This is a genomic window from Pseudomonas sp. 06C 126 (assembly GCF_001855215.1).
Lineage (GTDB): Bacteria > Pseudomonadota > Gammaproteobacteria > Pseudomonadales > Pseudomonadaceae > Aquipseudomonas > Aquipseudomonas proteolytica.
The window spans coordinates 1-16,775 of sequence record NZ_MIFU01000088.1 but is presented as its reverse complement, the minus strand read 5'-3'; the positions used below and the strand labels follow the sequence as shown (position 1 = coordinate 16,775).

14 protein-coding genes are annotated in these 16,775 nt (G+C 60.4%); all 14 read right to left on the bottom strand.

From position 1 onward, the window contains the following. Positions 1-6 precede the first annotated feature (6 nt). Entirely contained in the window at positions 7-1,539 is a 1,533-nt protein-coding gene (gene nuoM, locus BHC62_RS15825) for an NADH-quinone oxidoreductase subunit M (protein WP_029293337.1), read from the bottom strand. A 39-nt stretch (positions 1,540-1,578) separates the two neighbouring features. Further along, positions 1,579-3,432: an NADH-quinone oxidoreductase subunit L gene (nuoL, locus tag BHC62_RS15820; RefSeq protein WP_029293339.1), complete on the bottom strand. Its 1,854-nt coding sequence runs from the start codon at positions 3,430-3,432 to the stop codon at positions 1,579-1,581. After that, entirely contained in the window at positions 3,429-3,737 is a 309-nt protein-coding gene (gene nuoK, locus BHC62_RS15815) for an NADH-quinone oxidoreductase subunit NuoK (protein ID WP_003174727.1), read from the bottom strand. Before nuoK ends, nuoL begins: the two co-directional genes overlap by 4 nt. 2 nt (positions 3,738-3,739) lie before the next feature. Next, the gene (gene nuoJ, locus BHC62_RS15810; RefSeq protein WP_017476146.1) at positions 3,740-4,243 is read right to left on the bottom strand and encodes an NADH-quinone oxidoreductase subunit J; all 504 of its coding nucleotides are present in this window, start codon (positions 4,241-4,243) and stop codon (positions 3,740-3,742) included. Positions 4,244-4,252: 9 nt separating this feature from the next. Beyond that, positions 4,253-4,801: an NADH-quinone oxidoreductase subunit NuoI gene (gene nuoI, locus BHC62_RS15805; protein WP_003174725.1), complete on the bottom strand. Its 549-nt coding sequence runs from the start codon at positions 4,799-4,801 to the stop codon at positions 4,253-4,255. Between the two features lie 11 nt (positions 4,802-4,812). Beyond that, positions 4,813-5,820, bottom strand: coding sequence for an NADH-quinone oxidoreductase subunit NuoH (gene nuoH, locus BHC62_RS15800; RefSeq protein ID WP_017737147.1), 1,008 nt, complete (start codon positions 5,818-5,820; stop codon positions 4,813-4,815). After that, positions 5,817-8,531, bottom strand: a complete 2,715-nt coding sequence (gene nuoG, locus BHC62_RS15795) for an NADH-quinone oxidoreductase subunit NuoG (RefSeq protein WP_070995471.1) — start codon at positions 8,529-8,531, stop codon at positions 5,817-5,819. Before nuoG ends, nuoH begins: the two co-directional genes overlap by 4 nt. A gap of 135 nt (positions 8,532-8,666) precedes the next feature. Continuing rightward, a complete protein-coding gene (gene nuoF, locus BHC62_RS15790) occupies positions 8,667-10,022 on the bottom strand; it encodes an NADH-quinone oxidoreductase subunit NuoF (protein ID WP_029293356.1) in 1,356 nt (451 codons plus the stop codon). Then, positions 10,019-10,516: an NADH-quinone oxidoreductase subunit NuoE gene (nuoE, locus tag BHC62_RS15785; protein WP_029293358.1), complete on the bottom strand. Its 498-nt coding sequence runs from the start codon at positions 10,514-10,516 to the stop codon at positions 10,019-10,021. The genes nuoF and nuoE overlap by 4 nt, the downstream gene beginning before the upstream one ends. Positions 10,517-10,518: 2 nt before the next feature. Further along, on the bottom strand, positions 10,519-12,303 hold the full coding sequence (nuoC, locus tag BHC62_RS15780) for an NADH-quinone oxidoreductase subunit C/D (protein ID WP_029293360.1): 1,785 nt from the start codon (positions 12,301-12,303) through the stop codon (positions 10,519-10,521). 72 nt (positions 12,304-12,375) lie between these two features. Next, positions 12,376-13,050 (bottom strand): NADH-quinone oxidoreductase subunit B family protein, encoded by a 675-nt coding sequence (locus tag BHC62_RS15775; RefSeq protein WP_012724951.1) that lies wholly within the window; start codon positions 13,048-13,050, stop codon positions 12,376-12,378. A 10-nt stretch (positions 13,051-13,060) separates the two neighbouring features. After that, the gene (locus BHC62_RS15770) at positions 13,061-13,474 is read right to left on the bottom strand and encodes an NADH-quinone oxidoreductase subunit A (protein ID WP_003219575.1); all 414 of its coding nucleotides are present in this window, start codon (positions 13,472-13,474) and stop codon (positions 13,061-13,063) included. A 653-nt stretch (positions 13,475-14,127) separates the two neighbouring features. After that, positions 14,128-15,453 carry an isocitrate lyase gene (gene aceA / locus BHC62_RS15765; protein ID WP_003219577.1) on the bottom strand — a complete coding sequence of 442 codons (1,326 nt, stop codon included), beginning with the start codon at positions 15,451-15,453 and terminating at the stop codon, positions 14,128-14,130. A gap of 508 nt (positions 15,454-15,961) precedes the next feature. Continuing rightward, positions 15,962-16,687 (bottom strand): secretin N-terminal domain-containing protein, encoded by a 726-nt coding sequence (locus tag BHC62_RS15760; RefSeq protein ID WP_070995470.1) that lies wholly within the window; start codon positions 16,685-16,687, stop codon positions 15,962-15,964. Between the last annotated feature and the right edge of the window lie 88 nt (positions 16,688-16,775).

Here is a 16,775-nt window from a genome sequence, read left to right as displayed (position 1 = left end):
GCGCTCTTACCGGGCCGAAGCGAGTTGAGTGAAGGCGGTGCTCAACCACTGCTGCACGCCATGCATCGTGGCGGCAGAGGTGTCGAGGAACGGTTGCGGATACACGCCGATGTACACCAGCAGTACCGCAAGGCCGAGCACCATGATCAGTTCGCGAGCATCCATCCCTTTGAGGACGGCGTCCGACTTGGTCGGGCCGAAGTAGGCGCGGTGGATCATGATCAGCGAATAGACCGAACCGAACACCAGGCCGGAAGTGGCAATCGCGGTGATCCATGGCGCACTGACGAAGCTGCCCATCAGGATCAGGAACTCACCGACAAAGTTACCCGTACCCGGCAAGCCCAGGGACGCGGCGGCAAAGAACAGGCTGATCGCCGGCAGGTACGCGATACGCGACCAGATGCCGCCCATCTCACGCATGTCACGGGTGTGCAGGCGCTCGTACAACTGGCCACTGAGGATAAACAGTGCGGCGGCTGAAACACCGTGGGCCAACATCTGGATCACTGCGCCTTGCAACGCCAGCTGGCTGCCGGAGTAGATGCCGATCAGTACGAAACCCATGTGGGAAACGGACGAGAAGGCAATCAGACGCTTGATGTCGGTTTGCGCGAAGGCCAGGAATGCACCGTAGAAGATCCCGATCAGACCCAGGGTCATGGCGATCGGCGCAAACTCGGCCGAAGCATTCGGGAACAGCGGCAGGGCGAAACGCAGCAGGCCGTAGGCCGCCGTCTTCAACAGGATACCGGCCAGGTCCACGGAACCTGCGGTTGGCGCCTGGGCGTGAGCGTCAGGCAGCCAGGAGTGGAACGGCACCACCGGCAGCTTCACCGCGAAGGCGATGAAGAACCCGAGCATGAGGATGTACTCGGTGGTCATCGACATCTTGGTTTTCAACAGGTCGGCGTAGTTGAAGGTAATCACGCCGGTGTTGTTGAAGTTGACCAGTACCAGGCCCAGGATCGCCACCAACATGATCAGGCCGGAAGCCTGGGTGAAGATGAAGAACTTGGTCGCCGCGTAGATCCGGGTTTTCTTGCCGTCCGAAGAACTGTGACCCCAGAGCGCGATGAGGAAGTACATCGGCACCAGCATCATTTCCCAGAAGAAGAAGAACATGAACAGGTCGAGGGCGAGGAATACGCCGACCACGCCGCCCAGGATCCACATCAGGTTCAGGTGGAAGAAGCCCACGTGACGCTCGATTTCTTTCCAGGAGCAGAGTACCGAGAGGATACCCAGCAGGCCGGTCAGCAGGATCATCAACAGCGACAGGCCGTCGAGGGCCAGGTGCACGTTGATGCCGAAGCGTTCGATCCAGACGTGCTTGAACTCAAGCGCGAAGGTTGGATCGACACCCGGTGCCGGAGCAAATGAATAGTCGCCATGGGCCCACAGCCAGAGGCCGAGTGCGAGTTCCAGGGACATGGTCAGCAACGCAATCCAGCGGGGCAGGGTGGCGCCGAAGCGTTCACCCATCCAGCAGAGCAGGCCGCCGATAAAGGGGATCAGGATTAGCCAGGGCAGAATCATGACGGGCTCGTTTCCTTTCGCAAGTTCGCAAAGTTCATATCAGACCGCTACCACTACGATGGCGCCGATCACCAGCACGGCACCAGCCGCCATGGAAGCCGCATACCAACGCAATTGGCCGGTCTCGGTGCGGCTCAGGGCGGTGTGACCGGCCTTGGCAGCACGCGGGATCAAACCAATGGTCTGGTCGAGCGGGTCTTTGCGCAGTACATGGCTGATCGCAAGGTAAGGCTTGACGAACAGTTTGTCGTAGATCCAGTCGAAGCCCCAGGCGGCGAACCACCAGGCCGAAAGGAAGCGGCCAATGCCACTGTTGGCCACGGCAGTGACGAAGCGACGTTTGCCGAGGAACAGCATGGCCGCCAGCAGGATACCGGCGATGGCGATGGCGCCCGAGGCGATTTCCAGGCTGTGCTTGGCGTCACCGCCAGCATGTCCAACGCTTTGTGGCAGTACGCCAGCCAGTGGCGGGGTGATCATGGCGCCGACGAAGGTCGACAGGATGATCAGCACCGACAGCGGCAGCCAGTGGGAGATGCCGTGGCCTGCGTGGGCTTCAGTCTTGGCTTCACCGTGGAAGGTGATGAAGATCAGGCGGAAGGTGTACAGCGAGGTCATGAACGCACCCACCAGACCGGCGTAGAGCAGGCCTTGGTTACCGCTGGCAAAGGCTTCCCAGAGGATTTCGTCTTTGGAGTAGAAACCTGCGGTCACCAGTGGCAGGGCTGCGAGTGCGGCACCACCGACGATGAAGCTGGCGTAGGCCAACGGCAGTTTCTTCCACAGGCCACCCATCTTGAAGATGTTCTGCTCGTGGTGGCAGGCAACGATCACCGCACCGGAAGCCAGGAACAGCAGGGCCTTGAAGAAGGCGTGGGTCATCAGGTGGAAGATCGCGCCGTCCCAGGCGCCGACGCCCAGGGCCAGGAACATGTAGCCGATCTGGCTCATGGTCGAGTAGGCGAGGATGCGCTTGATGTCGGTCTGCACCAGCGCGGCGAAGCCGGCCAGTACCAGGGTCACGCCACCTACCAGGCCCACCAGGTGCAGGATTTCCGGCGCCAGGGTGAACAGGCCGTGGGTACGGGCGATCAGGTAGACACCGGCGGTCACCATGGTGGCGGCGTGGATCAGTGCCGACACCGGGGTAGGACCGGCCATGGCGTCTGCCAGCCAGGTTTGCAGTGGCAGTTGTGCCGATTTACCGACAGCGCCACCCAGCAGCATCAGGGTCGCCAGGGTGATCCAGAAGTCGCCGACCTGGAATTTCTGTGGTGCCAGCACCAGCAGTTCCTGGATATTCAGCGTGCCCACCTGTTGGAACAGGATGAACAGGCCGATGGCCATGAACACGTCGCCGATCCGGGTCACGACAAAGGCTTTGAGTGCTGCATTACCGTTGTTGCGGTTGCTGTAGTAGAAACCGATCAACAGGTACGAGCACAGGCCCACGCCTTCCCAGCCGAAGTACAGGAACAACAGGTTATCGCCCAGCACCAGGAACAGCATGCTGGCGATAAACAGGTTGGTGTAGGCGAAGAAGCGCGAGTAACCGGCCTCACCGCGCATGTACCAGGACGCGAACAGGTGGATCAGGAAACCCACGCCTACCACCACGCCGAGCATGGTGATCGACAGGCCGTCGACGTACAGGGCGAAGTCAGGCTTGAAGCCCTCGACCGCCATCCATTGCCACAGCACCAGGGTGTAGTGACCGGCTTCGGGTGGTGCAACGTTGAATTGCCAGATGACGTAGGCGGCGACAATCGCCGACAAGCCAATGGAACCCACGCCGACCAGGGCCGAGAGGTTTTCCGACCAGCGTCCACGGGAGAACGACAGCAGCAGGAAACCGATCAGGGGGAATACGAAAGTCAGAAAGATCATGTTCATCCGCGCATCTCACTGGCAGCGTCGATATCAAGCGTGTGGAAGCGACGATACAGTTGCAGCAGGATCGCCAGGCCAATACTGGCCTCGGCGGCTGCCAGGCTGATCACCAGGATGAACATGACTTGTCCATCCGGCTGGCCCCAACGCGCACCTGCCACGATGAAGGCCAGTGCTGCAGCGTTCATCATGATTTCCAGGCTCATCAACACGAACAGGATGTTACGGCGAACCATCAGGCCGACCAGGCCAAGGCAGAACAGGATGCCGGCGACCGCCAGACCATGCTCCAAAGGGATAGCAGGCATCGTCATTGCTCCTTGGCTTCGTTGCGGCCCAAGTGGAAGGCAGTGATGGCTGCAGCGAGCAGCAGCATCGAAGCCAGTTCGACCACCAGCAGGTACGGGCCGAACAGGCTGATGCCCACGGCCTTGGCGTCTACGGTGGTGTGGCCGATGGCCTGGCCGCTCTGGTGAGCGAACAGCACATACAGCAGTTCAGCCAGCAGCAGCGCTGCCAGGATCACCGGGCCAAGCCAGATGCCGGGCTTGAGCCAGACGCGCTCCTGGGCGACCGAAGCCGGCCCCAGGTTGAGCATCATCACCACAAACACGAACAGCACCATGATGGCGCCAGCGTAGGCGATCACTTCCAGGACACCGGCAAACGGTGCGCCGAGGCTGAAAAAGGTCATGGCCACGGCGATCAGCGAAATGATCAGGTAGAGCAGGGCGTGCACGGGGTTGGTGTTGGTGATCACGCGAAGTGTGGACACCACTGCAATACCCGATGCGAAATAGAAAGCGAATTCCATCTTTCTTCCTTAAGGCAGCAAGCTCTTCACGTTGATCGGCTCGGCTTCGTTTTGTGCGGCGCCCTTGGGCTTACCGGCAACGGCCATACCTGCAACACGATAGAAGTTGTAATCAGGGTTTTTACCGGGACCGGAGATCAGCAGATCTTCTTTCTCGTACACCAGGTCCTGACGTTTGAACTCGGCCATCTCGAAATCCGGTGTCAGCTGGATCGCGGTGGTCGGGCAAGCTTCCTCGCACAGGCCGCAGAAAATGCAGCGCGAGAAGTTGATGCGGAAGAAGTCCGGGTACCAGCGACCGTCTTCGGTTTCAGCTTTCTGCAGGGAGATACAGCCCACCGGGCACGCCACGGCGCACAGGTTGCAGGCTACGCAACGCTCTTCGCCGTCGGGGTCGCGGGTCAGTACGATGCGGCCGCGATAGCGCGGCGGCAGGTACACCGCTTCTTCCGGGTATTGCAGGGTGTCGCGTTTGCGAAAGCCATGGCCGAAAACCATCACCAGGCTTCGCAATTGGGTACCGGTACCCTTAACGATGTCGCCAATATATTTGAACATGGGTCAAATCCTCACTGAACCGCGCCCGCTGGCGTGTTCAACAACACAACGGCAGCAGTCACCAGCAAATTGATCAGGGTCAGCGGCAGGCAGAAGCGCCAGCTGAAATCCATCACCTGGTCGTATCGTGGACGCGGAATGGAAGCGCGCAGCAGGATAAACAACATGATGAAGAACGCGGTCTTGAGGAAGAACCAGAAGAACGCCAACTGCGGCAGGATGCCGAACGGACCGTGCCAGCCGCCGAAGAACAGCGTGACCAGCAGGGCCGAGATCAAGATGATGCCGATGTACTCACCGACGAAGAACATGCCCCATTTCATGCCGGCGTATTCAATGTGGTAACCGTCGGCCAGTTCCTGTTCTGCTTCCGGCTGGTCGAAGGGGTGACGGTGAGTCACGGCCACGCCAGCGATGAAGAAGGTACAGAAGCCAAAGAACTGCGGAATGATGAACCATAGGTTCTGCGCCTGGTACTCAACGATGTCGCGCATGTTGAACGAGCCAACCTGCACCACGATGCCCATCAGCGCCAGGCCCATGAACACTTCGTAGGACACAGTCTGCGCCGAGGCCCGCAAGCTGCCCAGCAGGGCAAACTTGTTGTTACTGGCCCAACCGGCGAACAGCACCGCGTAGACCGACAGACCGGCCATGGCGAAGAAGAACAGCAAGCCGATGTTCAGGTCCGCCACGCCCCAGGTCGGGGTGATCGGGATGATCGCGAAGGCGATCAGCAAGGCGCTCATGGCCACGACCGGTGCCAGGGTGAAGATCACCTTGTCGGCAAACGGCGGGGTCCAGTCTTCCTTGAAGAACATTTTCAGCATGTCGGCAGCGATCTGGAACATGCCGAACGGGCCAACGCGGTTCGGACCGTAACGGTCCTGCCACCAGCCCAGCAAGCGACGTTCGACGAAGCTGAGCAGGGCGCCCGCGACGACCACGGCCAGCAGGATCACGATGGCCTTGACCACCGAGATGATCACGTCGATCACTTCAGGAGTGAACCAAGTCATTGCGCTGCCTCCTGCAGACCGTCAACGGTGTGGCCGAAGATCGCAGGCGGAATGCCAGCGATACCTTTTGGCAGGCCAACCAGGCCAGCACCCAACTCATCGTTGATGCGCAGCGGCAGGCGCAGGGTCTGGCCGCCTACGTTCAAGCTGAGCAGGGCACCGTCGTTGACGCCCAGGCGGTCGGCTTCGGACTTGGCCAGCGCCACGTAGGCAGCCGGGATGCGCTCTTGCACCGGCGCGGCCTTGGAAGAGTTCTCTTCGCTGCCGAACAGGTGGAAAAACGGCACAACCTGCCAGGTGCCCTGGGCCGGGTTGAACGGACGCGGTACGGCCGCGAACCAGTTCAGCGAGTCGCCGGTGCTTTCGATCAGGCGGGTGCCCGGGTCGCCAGCGCGGATATGACCACCGACTTCGTCCTGGAACTTGTTCCAGGCCTGCGGCGAGTTCCAGCCCGGCGACCAGGCGAAAGGCACCTGCTGACGTGGCTCGACCGAACCCGAGTAACCTTCCATGGAAAAGGCAAACGCGGTGTCGTTGTCTTGCGGGGTACGCGGTTCGTGCACGCTGATGTCAGCGCGCATGGCGGTACGTCCGGAGTAACGCAGCGGCTCACGGGCCAGTTTCATGCCCTTGATGCGGAACGCGGCGGACGGTGCGGCATCGACGATACGCGCCAGTTGCGGTGCGCTGGAGGCGACGGCAGCGGTGACGTGGTCGAGTTGGGTCCAGTCGATCGGCTGGTTCAGCAGGGTTGCGCGCAGGGCATGCAGCCAGCGCCAGCCTTCGTGAACCAGGATGCTGGCGTCCATGTACTTCGGATCGAACACCTGGAAGAAGCGCTGGGCGCGGCCTTCCTGGCTGACCAGGGTACCGTCGCCTTCAGCGAAGGTAGCGGCTGGCAGCACCAGGTGGGCACGGTCGCTGGTAGCGGTCTTCTGGTGATCGGCGACGATCAGGACTTTGGCAGCGTCCAGTGCAGCGTCAACCTTGGCGGCATCGGTGCGGGTGTACAGGTCGTTTTCCAGCACCACGATGGCGTCGGCATTGCCGTCGATCACCGCTTGCAGGGCTGCGTCCACGGACTCGCCGCCGAGCATGGCCAGGCCAAGGCTGTTGGCTTCCGGTACAACCAGGCTGATGGAGCCGTTCTTGTCCCGCAGCTTCAGGGCCTTGGCGATGTTGGCGGCGGCTTCGATCAGTGCCTTGGAACCCAGGGAGGTACCGGCAATGATCAATGGGCGCTTGGCCGCCAGCAGGGCGTCGGCGATGCGCTGGGCCAGGGCCACGGCTTCTGCGTCCAGGCCTTCGACGGCAGGGGCGCTGGCGTCGAGGGCGTGGGCCACGGCGAAACCGATGCGTGCCAGGTCGTCGGGTGCTGCGTGCACGCACTCTTCGGCGATATCGTCGAGCTTGGTTTCAGCGATGCTGGCGATAAACAGCGGGTTCAGCGCGTGCTGGCCGATGTTTTTCACCGCAGCGTCGAGCCAAGGCTGCACGCGCATGGCGTCGGCCATTTCTTCGGCCTTGCCTTTGACCGACTGGCGCAGGGACAGCGCGATACGCGCAGCGGTCTGGGTCAGGTCTTCACCGAGTACGAAGATTGCGTCGTGGTCTTCGATGTCGCGCATGTTTGGCACTGGCAGCGGGCTGTCGTTCAGCACCTGGAGGACCAGGCGGATGCGCTCCAGCTCAGCGGCTTCGATACCACTGTAGAAGTGCTCGGCACCGACCAGCTCGCGCAGCGCGTAGTTGCTTTCGAGGCTGGCGCGTGGCGAACCGATACCGACGATGTTACGGCCGCGCAGCAGGTCGGCGGCTTTATCCAGTGCGTCGTCCAGGCTCAGCTTGGCGCCATCGGCCAGCAACGGCTGGCGCGGACGGTCTTCGCGGTTGACGTAGCCATAGCCGAAACGGCCACGGTCGCACAGGAAGTACTGGTTGACCGAACCGTTGAAGCGGTTTTCGATGCGACGCAGTTCACCGTAGCGCTCGCCCGGGGAGATGTTGCAACCGCTGGAGCAGCCATGGCAGATGCTCGGGGCGAACTGCATGTCCCACTTGCGGTTGTAGCGCTCGGAGTGAGTCTTGTCGGTGAACACACCGGTCGGGCAGACCTCGGTGAGGTTGCCGGAGAACTCGCTTTCGAGCACGCCGTCTTCAACGCGACCGAAGTACACGTTGTCGTGGGCGCCAAAGACGCCCAGGTCGGTGCCGCCGGCGTAGTCTTTATAGAAGCGTACGCAGCGGTAGCAGGCGATGCAGCGGTTCATTTCATGGGAAATGAACGGGCCCAGTTCCTGGTTCTGGTGGGTACGCTTGGTGAAGCGGTAACGGCGCTCGTTGTGGCCGGTCATCACCGTCATGTCTTGCAGGTGGCAGTGACCGCCTTCCTCACAGACCGGGCAGTCGTGGGGGTGGTTGGTCATCAGCCATTCGACAACGCTGGCGCGGAACGCCTTGGATTCTTCATCTTCGATGGAGATCCAGGTGTTGTCGGTGGCTGGGGTCATGCAGGACATGACGATACGACCACGGGTGTCGTTTTCGTCGGTGTACTGCTTGACCGCACACTGGCGACAGGCACCGACGCTACCGAGCGCGGGGTGCCAGCAGAAATAAGGGATGTCGAGGCCTAGTGACAGACACGCCTGTAACAGGTTGTCTGCCCCATCGACTTCGAGCGCTTTGCCGTCTACGTGGATAGTGGCCATGGTTCAAAGTTCTTCGTTGGCCCGTTGTCAGCGGGCGTGGCTAATGGAATCTTGTTATTCATGTGCATCAACACAGCCATCAAGGCGTCAGCACATGACAAAGCGAAGGGCACGGACCCTTCGCTTATTGAAGCGTTACGCGCCGACTACGATCGGCTTTGCCAGAGGCGGGACGGCGGCGCTTTTGGGCGCGATGCCGGCTTCGAACTCCGAGCGGAAGTACTTGATTGCGCTGCCCAGTGGCTCCACGGCGCCCGGTGCGTGAGCACAGAAGGTCTTGCCAGGGCCGAGGAAACCGACCAGGCCCAGCAGGGTCTCGATATCCCCCGGCTGGCCTTCGCCTTTCTCGATGGCCATCAGGAGCTTGACGCTCCATGGCAGGCCATCGCGGCACGGAGTGCAGAAACCACAGGATTCACGGGCGAAGAACTGCTCCATGTTGCGCAGCAGCGAGACCATGTTCACGGTGTTGTCCACCGCCATCGCCAGGCCGGTACCCATCCGGGTGCCCACCTTGCCGATGCCGCCGGCATACATTTGTGCGTCGAGGTGCTCAGGGAGCAGGAAGCCGGTACCGGCGCCGCCTGGCTGCCAGGCTTTCAGGGTGTAGCCGTCGCGCATGCCGCCGGCGTAGTCCTCGAACAGCTCGCGGGCGGTCACGCCGAATGGCAGTTCCCACAGGCCCGGGTTCTTGACCTTGCCGGAGAAGCCCATGAGCTTGGTGCCCATGTCTTCGCTGCCTTCGCGGGCCAGGGATTTATACCAGTCCACGCCGTCGGCGATGATCGCCGGCACGTTGCACAGCGTCTCGACGTTGTTAACGCACGTCGGCTTGCCCCACACGCCAACAGCAGCGGGGAAGGGCGGCTTGGAGCGCGGGTTGGCGCGGCGGCCTTCGAGGGAGTTGATCAGGGCGGTTTCTTCACCGCAGATATAACGCCCGGCGCCGGTGTGCACGAACAGTTCGAAGTCGAACCCCGAACCGAGGATGTTCTTGCCCAACAGGCCTGCGGCCTTGGCTTCTTCCACGGCACGGTTCAAGTGCTTGGCGGCAGTGGTGTATTCGCCACGCAGGAAGATGTAGCCACGGTAGGTTTTCAGCGCACGGGCGCTGATCAGCATGCCTTCGATCAGCAGATGGGGCAGTTGCTCCATCAGCATGCGGTCCTTCCAGGTGTTGGGCTCCATTTCATCCGCGTTGCACAGCAAGTAGCGGATGTTGATGGATTCGTCTTTGGGCATCAGGCCCCACTTCACACCCGTGGGGAAGCCAGCACCGCCGCGACCTTTAAGGCCGGCGTCCTTCACGGTCTGGACGATATCGTCCTGGGCCATGTCGGCAAAAGCCTTGCGTGCTGCGGCATAGCCGTTCTTGGCCTGATACTCGTCAAGCCATACAGGCTCGCCGTCGTCACGCAGGCGCCAGGTCAGCGGGTGGGTTTCGGCCGAACGCTTGATCAGGTTGGCCGGGCCAAAGGAAGTCAGGGTCATGGGTAGCCCTCGAGCAATTGGGTGACGCCAGAGGCCTGGACGTCGCCGAATGTGTCGTCGTCGATCATCAACGCCGGCGCCTTGTCACAGTTACCCAGGCAGCACACCGGCAGCAGGGTGAAACGCCCGTCTGCAGTGGTTTGGCCGAGGCCGATGCCCAGCTTGCTCTGGATCGCGTCAACCACTGATTCGTGGCCGCCGATGTAGCAGACCATGCTGTCGCACACGCGAATGATGTGGCGGCCAACCGGCTGGCGGAAGATCTGGCTGTAGAACGTGGCCACGCCTTCAACGTCGCTGGCCGGGATGCCGAGGATCTCGCCGATGGCGTAGAGGGCGCCGTCGGGCACCCAGCCACGTTCCTTCTGGACGATCTTCAAGGCTTCGATCGACGCTGCGCGCGGATCTTCGTAGTGATGCAGCTCGTGCTCGATGGCCGAGCGCTCGGTTTCACTCAAGGTGAAACGGTCTGTCTGGATAAGCGTGCTGTTCATGCTTAGCGGTCCACGTCGGCCATAACGAAATCGATACTACCCAGGTACGCAATCAAGTCCGCGACCATCTCGCCTTTGATCACCGAAGGGATCTGCTGCAAGTGCGCGAAGCTTGGGGTACGAATCCGGGTGCGGTAGCTCATGGTGCCGCCATCGCTCGTCAGGTAATAACTGTTGATACCCTTGGTCGCTTCGATCATCTGGAAGGACTCGTTGGCCGGCATCACCGGGCCCCACGAGACTTGCAGGAAGTGCGTGATCAGGGTTTCGATGTGTTGCAGGGTGCGCTCTTTAGGCGGCGGCGTGGTCAGCGGGTGATCCGCCTTGTACGGGCCTGCCGGCATGTTGCGCATGCACTGCTCGATGATCTTCAGGCTCTGGCGCATTTCTTCGACGCGCACGATGCAGCGGTCGTAGGCATCGCCGTTGGCCGCCAGCGGGACTTCGAACTCGAAGTTCTCGTAGCCGGAGTACGGGCGCGCCTTGCGCAGGTCGAAATCGCAACCGGTCGAACGCAAGCCCGCACCGGTGACGCCCCATTCCAGGGCTTCCTTGGTGTTGTACTGCGCGACGCCGATGGTCCGACCCTTGAGGATGCTGTTGTCCAGGGCGGCTTTCTGGTACTCGTCCAGACGCTTGGGCATCCAGTCGATGAATTCCTTGACCAGGCGCTCCCAGCCATTCGGCAGGTCGTGGGCCACACCGCCGATGCGGTACCAGGCCGGGTGCAGGCGGAAGCCCGTGATGGCTTCGATGACCTTGTAGGCACGCTGACGGTCGGTGAAGGTGAAGAACACCGGGGTCATGGCGCCAACGTCCTGGATATAGGTACCCAGGAACAGCAGGTGGCTGGTGATCCGGAAGAACTCGGCCATCATGATGCGGATGGTGTCGACCCGGTCCGGGACCTTGATGCCGGCCAGCTTCTCGACCGAGAGCACGTACGGCAGGTTGTTCATCACGCCGCCGAGGTAGTCGATACGGTCGGTGTACGGGATGAAGCTGTGCCACGACTGGCGCTCGGCCATCTTCTCGGCACCACGGTGGTGGTAGCCGATGTCGGGCACGCAGTCGACGATTTCTTCACCGTCCAGCTGCAGGATGATACGGAATGCGCCGTGGGCCGAAGGGTGGTTCGGGCCCAGGTTGAGGAACATGTAGTCCTCGTTGGTGCCGGAGCGCTTCATGCCCCAGTCTTCCGGGCGGAAACGTGCGGCTTCCTCTTCAAGCTGCTGCTTGGCGAGGTTGAGGCTGAACGGATCGAATTCAGTGGCGCGGGCCGGGAAGTCCTTGCGCAGCGGGTGACCTTCCCAGGTCGGCGGCATCATGATGCGGGTCAGGTGCGGGTGGCCCGGGAAGTCGATACCGAACATGTCCCAGACTTCACGCTCGTACCAGCTGGCGTTCGGCCAGATACCGGTCACGGTCGGGATGCTCAAGTCGCTTTCGTTTAGTGCGACCTTGATCATCACGTCGCTGTTACGTTCCAGCGACATCAGGTGATAGAACACGGTGAAGTCCGCGCCGCTCGGCAGCCCCTGGCGCTTGGTGCGCAGGCGCTCGTCCACGCCATGCAGGTCATAGAGCATGACGTACGGCTTGGGCAGGTTGCGCAGGAAGGTCAGGACTTCGACGAGTTTGGCGCGCGCCACCCACAGCACTGGCATACCGGTGCGTGTGGCCTGGGCGGTGAAGGCGTCAGGGCCAAAACGGTTGTTGAGTTCGACGACCACATCCTGGTCGTCTGCCTTATAAGGCGGGATGTACAGAGCACTGCCTGTAGTCATGGTTTTTTATCGCTTTCGGTCAACGTAAAGAATGAAGCCAGGTTTTCGTTCTATAAAAGAAGCGGTGCTGGATCAGACTTCGTCGGGGCTGCGCAGGTTGGTGACTGCGATTCGCTGTTCGCGGCGCTGTTCCTTTTGTGACGGCATCTCGGCGCGGTACACGCCTTGATCTCCGACGACCCAGGAAAGTGGGCGACGCTCCTTGCCAATCGATTCCTGCAGCAACATCAAGCCTTGCAGGAATGCTTCAGGACGGGGCGGGCAGCCAGGCACGTAGACGTCCACGGGCAGGAACTTGTCCACCCCCTGAACCACGGAGTAGATGTCGTACATGCCACCGGAGTTGGCGCACGAACCCATGGAGATAACCCACTTTGGCTCGAGCATTTGCTCGTAGAGACGCTGGATGATCGGCGCCATCTTGATAAAGCAGGTACCGGCGATAACCATGAAATCCGCCTGGCGCGGCGATGCCCGGATAACTTCGGCGCCAAAGCGCGCGATGTCATGGGGCGCCGTGAAGGCGGTGGTCATTTCCACGTAGCAGCACGAAAGGCCGAAGTTGTACGGCCACAGGGAATTCTTGCGCCCCCAGTTGACCGCGCCACTCAGCACGTCTTCCAGCTTGCCCATGTAGATGTTTTTGTGGACTTGATCTTCTAACGGATCGGAAACGGTTTCCCGTTCGCCGATGGGGTACTGATCGTTAGGAGCATCCGGGTCGATCCTGGTGAGATTGTATTGCATCGCCAAAGCCTCATTGTTTCAGCTTCGCTTGCCGCTTGCGACGAGCTTCCGGAGCCCAGTCAAGGGCGCCCACTCGGAACAGGTAGACAAGACCTGCCAACAGAATTGCTATGAAAACGAGAGCTTCGACGAATCCGGTCCAGCCGCTTTCGCGGACGGACACAGACCAGGCAAAGAGAAAGAGGGCTTCGATATCGAAGATCACGAACAGCATCGCGACCAGATAGAATTTGGCTGAGAGCCGCAAGCGGGCGCCACCTGTAGGTAGCATGCCGGACTCGAACGGTTCGTTTTTGCTGCGGCCCCAGGCTTTTGACCCGAGGAGGCTGGAAACACCGAGCATGAAGGCGCAAAGGCCGACAACACCGAGGAGGAAAATGGCAAAGCCCCAGTTGTGGGCCATGAGTCCTGTCGCTTCGGTCATGCTGGAAATCCTTAACAGAGAGCAAAGGTCTCTGAGCTCGAAAAAGTAACGACGCAGTGACGATATGTCGCAGCGCAATCAATCGCGGTGATTTTATGGCTAAACACCTAGCAAGTAAAATTCCTGTAGCTAATTTATTCGCTGAATTAAGGACATAGTGCACCTTTATGGGGCTGTAGCCCAGACGCTGCGGGCATTAGCTTGATTTTAATCAATTGTGTTTTGTTTAGGGTGTAACGAAGTTTTAATGCTCTAAATGATAATGAATATTGTTTGCGGGAGTTTTAAGCGGGTGTTGAGTGCGTCGCGGGAAAAGTTGTTGTTACTTGCCCGTTAGGCGCAAGTTGTCAGCGCACAACTTTTAACTGAATTTTCCTGGGCGAATACCGCTCTGGATCAAGGTTTTGCGCAAAAACGTCAGGCTGGCCGCATTTTTATTGTGGGAGCGGGCTTGCTCGCGAAAGCGGTGTGTCAGTCAAAAAACTGCTGGCTGATGCACCGCTTTCGCGAGCAAGCCCGCACATTTTGATCTTCGCAGGGGTGGGAGGGTTTTCTCGGGGCAAAAAAAACGCCCCGAACCAGTCGGGGCGTCAGATCGTGCGGCACTGCGGTTAGCTTTCTATCGGGCCCGCAATGGCCGTGTACTCAGCTACTTAGTGAAACTGTTCTTCTTCGGTCGAACCGGTCAGCGCGGTTACGGACGAGGTGCCGCCCTGGATCACGGTGGTCATGTCGTCGAAGTAGCCAGTGCCCACTTCCTGCTGGTGCGCCACGAAGGTGTAGCCTTTGGCGGCGTCAGCGAATTCCTGCTCCTGCAGCTTCACGTAGGCAGTCATGTCGTTGCGGGCGTAGTCGTGCGCCAGGTTGAACATGCTGTGCCACATGTTGTGAATGCCGGCCAGGGTGATGAACTGGTGCTTGTAGCCCATGGCGGACAGTTCGCGCTGGAACTTGGCGATGGTCGCGTCGTCCAGGTTTTTCTTCCAGTTGAAGGAAGGCGAGCAGTTGTAGGACAGCAGTTGGTCCGGGTATTCCTTCTTGATCGCCTCGGCGAAGCGACGGGCTTCGTCCAGGTCTGGCTTGGCGGTTTCGCACCAGATCAGGTCGGCATACGGCGCGTAGGCCAGGCCGCGGGCAATTGCTTGATCCAGGCCTGCACGAACCTTGTAGAAGCCTTCCTGGGTGCGCTCGCCAGTCACGAACGGCTGGTCGTACGGGTCGCAGTCCGACGTCAGCAGGTCTGCCGCGTTAGCGTCGGTACGTGCCAGGATGATGGTCGGGGTGCCGGCAACGTCAGCAGCCAGGCGAGCAGCGGTCAGCTTCTGTACGGCTTCCTGGGTCGGAACCAGTACCTTGCCGCCCATGTGGCCGCATTTTTTCACGGAAGCCAGTTGGTCTTCGAAGTGCACGCCGGCGGCGCCTGCCTCGATCATGCTCTTCATCAGCTCGTAGGCGTTCAGTACGCCACCGAAACCGGCTTCGGCGTCAGCCACGATTGGCGCGAAGTAGTCGATGTAGCCTTCGTCGCCCGGACCTTTACCGGCTTTCCATTGGATCTGGTCGGCGCGGCGGAACGAGTTGTTGATGCGCTTGACCACGGTTGGCACGGAATCCACCGGGTACAGCGATTGGTCAGGGTACATGGACTCGGCGGAGTTGTTGTCCGCGGCCACTTGCCAGCCGGACAGGTAGATCGCCTGGATGCCGGCCTTGACTTGTTGCACAGCCTGGCCGCCGGTCAGGGCGCCCATGCAGTTGACGAAATCTTTCTCGGGACGGAAGGACGGCTTGGCGCCCTGGGTAACCAGCTTCCACAGCTTCTCGGCGCCCAGTTTTGCGAAGGTGTGCTCAGGTTGAACCGAGCCGCGCAGGCGGACGACGTCAGCAGCGGAGTAAGCGCGAGTCACGCCTTTCCAGCGTGGGTTTTCAGCCCAGTCTTTTTCAAGGGCTGCAATTTGCTGTTCGCGTGTCAGTGCCATGGGGAAAAACCTCGTCGCGTCTTTTGTGGAAAAACTACTGGGTTGAAAATTCCATTTGCCAGCCACGTATTCAGTGCGTGGGATTGGCTGCTCGCTGACCAGAAGCTTAGGCGGTCAAAGTGGGCTTGGCGGGGAAGGCGACGGGATGAACGATAGGCTCAAGGGAGAAAGTGAGCAGGTAGAGGCGAACCGAGAACAGTCTTCGGGCGTCGTGGGCCTTGGTACGATCCATCAGTGTGTTGCCGGGTTACCTGGTTAGCTTCCGTCCCTCGGGACAACTTCGTTCCAGTCGCAACCTCGTCAAACACACCTTGTGGGCGGTACAGACACGAATCGGCTCAGGTGGGTAGCTTAGAGCGACGATCCGAAGGCCCTTGCCAGGGCCCCTGATTAGCGGGAGCGAGGCCATCATGCCCATGCTTTTTTGGATCGTCAAATGTTTTGTAGTGCTTTTTTTATAGCACTACATCTTTGGTCTAATACGACTAATCAGTCAGTTTTTGGTGCTTCAGTTCAAGGTGTCCACTTTGACCCGCAGTGTCAGGTCATCCCGGCCCTGGGTCGAGTAGGTGCGGGTCGCGCCCTGTTTGTCGGCCTGGGTCTGGCGATTGATACCGGCCAGGGTGATCCATTCGCCCAGGCGCCCGCTGACAGTTGTGTCGGTACTTTGCACATTCACTACATCGGGACGCTCCTGGCTCATACGGTCACGATTGGTGCTGATGCTCAGGTGTACGGTCTCGCCGGTGACGCTGGCGGTGACGTAGAAACCTTGGGTGACGTTGCGGTACTGAGTCTGGTTTTGCGGGCGGCCATAGGTATCGGACTGGGTGGTGGTCAGTGGCACGCTCTGACCGACCTGGATCAGCGCGGGCACGCCTTCGCTGGCCTGGATCTGCTGGATTCCACCCTCTCGGCTTTCGGTGCTGTAGGTGATGACCTGGCCGTTGCTCTGCTGATTGTTTTCGTTGGTGTCGACGGTGATCAGCAAGCGCTTGGACGGTGTGTCCAGTTGTGCGAGCAGGGCGCGCAGGCCCTGGATCTTGTCCGGCTCGGCATTGACGATCAGTTGATTGCCATAGGCGCTGACCGTGCCATCCTTGCCAATGAAATTCTGTGCGACCGGCAGCAGGTCGGCGCTGGTGCGGTTGCTCAAGGGCAGGACTTCAGTGGCTGCCATCGCCGTGAAACTGGCGGATAGCAGTAGGGCGGTGAGCAGTGTGCGTAGGGACATGTCCGTTATCTCTGCGAGTCATTTGGGCTTGATGGTGCCAGTTTATCGTCCTGGCTGGCAGCAGATTGTTGTGGCGAGCGGGCTTGCC

Coding starts and splice junctions, on each gene's coding strand:
- nuoM (WP_029293337.1), bottom strand. CDS start 1,539: ATGATTCTGCCCTGGCTAATCCTGATCCCCTTTATCGGCGGCCTGCTC.
- nuoL (WP_029293339.1), bottom strand. CDS start 3,432: ATGAACATGATCTTTCTGACTTTCGTATTCCCCCTGATCGGTTTCCTG.
- nuoK (WP_003174727.1), bottom strand. CDS start 3,737: ATGCCTGCTATCCCTTTGGAGCATGGTCTGGCGGTCGCCGGCATCCTG.
- nuoJ (WP_017476146.1), bottom strand. CDS start 4,243: ATGGAATTCGCTTTCTATTTCGCATCGGGTATTGCAGTGGTGTCCACA.
- nuoI (WP_003174725.1), bottom strand. CDS start 4,801: ATGTTCAAATATATTGGCGACATCGTTAAGGGTACCGGTACCCAATTG.
- nuoH (WP_017737147.1), bottom strand. CDS start 5,820: ATGACTTGGTTCACTCCTGAAGTGATCGACGTGATCATCTCGGTGGTC.
- nuoG (WP_070995471.1), bottom strand. CDS start 8,531: ATGGCCACTATCCACGTAGACGGCAAAGCGCTCGAAGTCGATGGGGCA.
- nuoF (WP_029293356.1), bottom strand. CDS start 10,022: ATGACCCTGACTTCCTTTGGCCCGGCCAACCTGATCAAGCGTTCGGCC.
- nuoE (WP_029293358.1), bottom strand. CDS start 10,516: ATGAACAGCACGCTTATCCAGACAGACCGTTTCACCTTGAGTGAAACC.
- nuoC (WP_029293360.1), bottom strand. CDS start 12,303: ATGACTACAGGCAGTGCTCTGTACATCCCGCCTTATAAGGCAGACGAC.
- BHC62_RS15775 (WP_012724951.1), bottom strand. CDS start 13,050: ATGCAATACAATCTCACCAGGATCGACCCGGATGCTCCTAACGATCAG.
- BHC62_RS15770 (WP_003219575.1), bottom strand. CDS start 13,474: ATGACCGAAGCGACAGGACTCATGGCCCACAACTGGGGCTTTGCCATT.
- aceA (WP_003219577.1), bottom strand. CDS start 15,453: ATGGCACTGACACGCGAACAGCAAATTGCAGCCCTTGAAAAAGACTGG.
- BHC62_RS15760 (WP_070995470.1), bottom strand. CDS start 16,687: ATGTCCCTACGCACACTGCTCACCGCCCTACTGCTATCCGCCAGTTTC.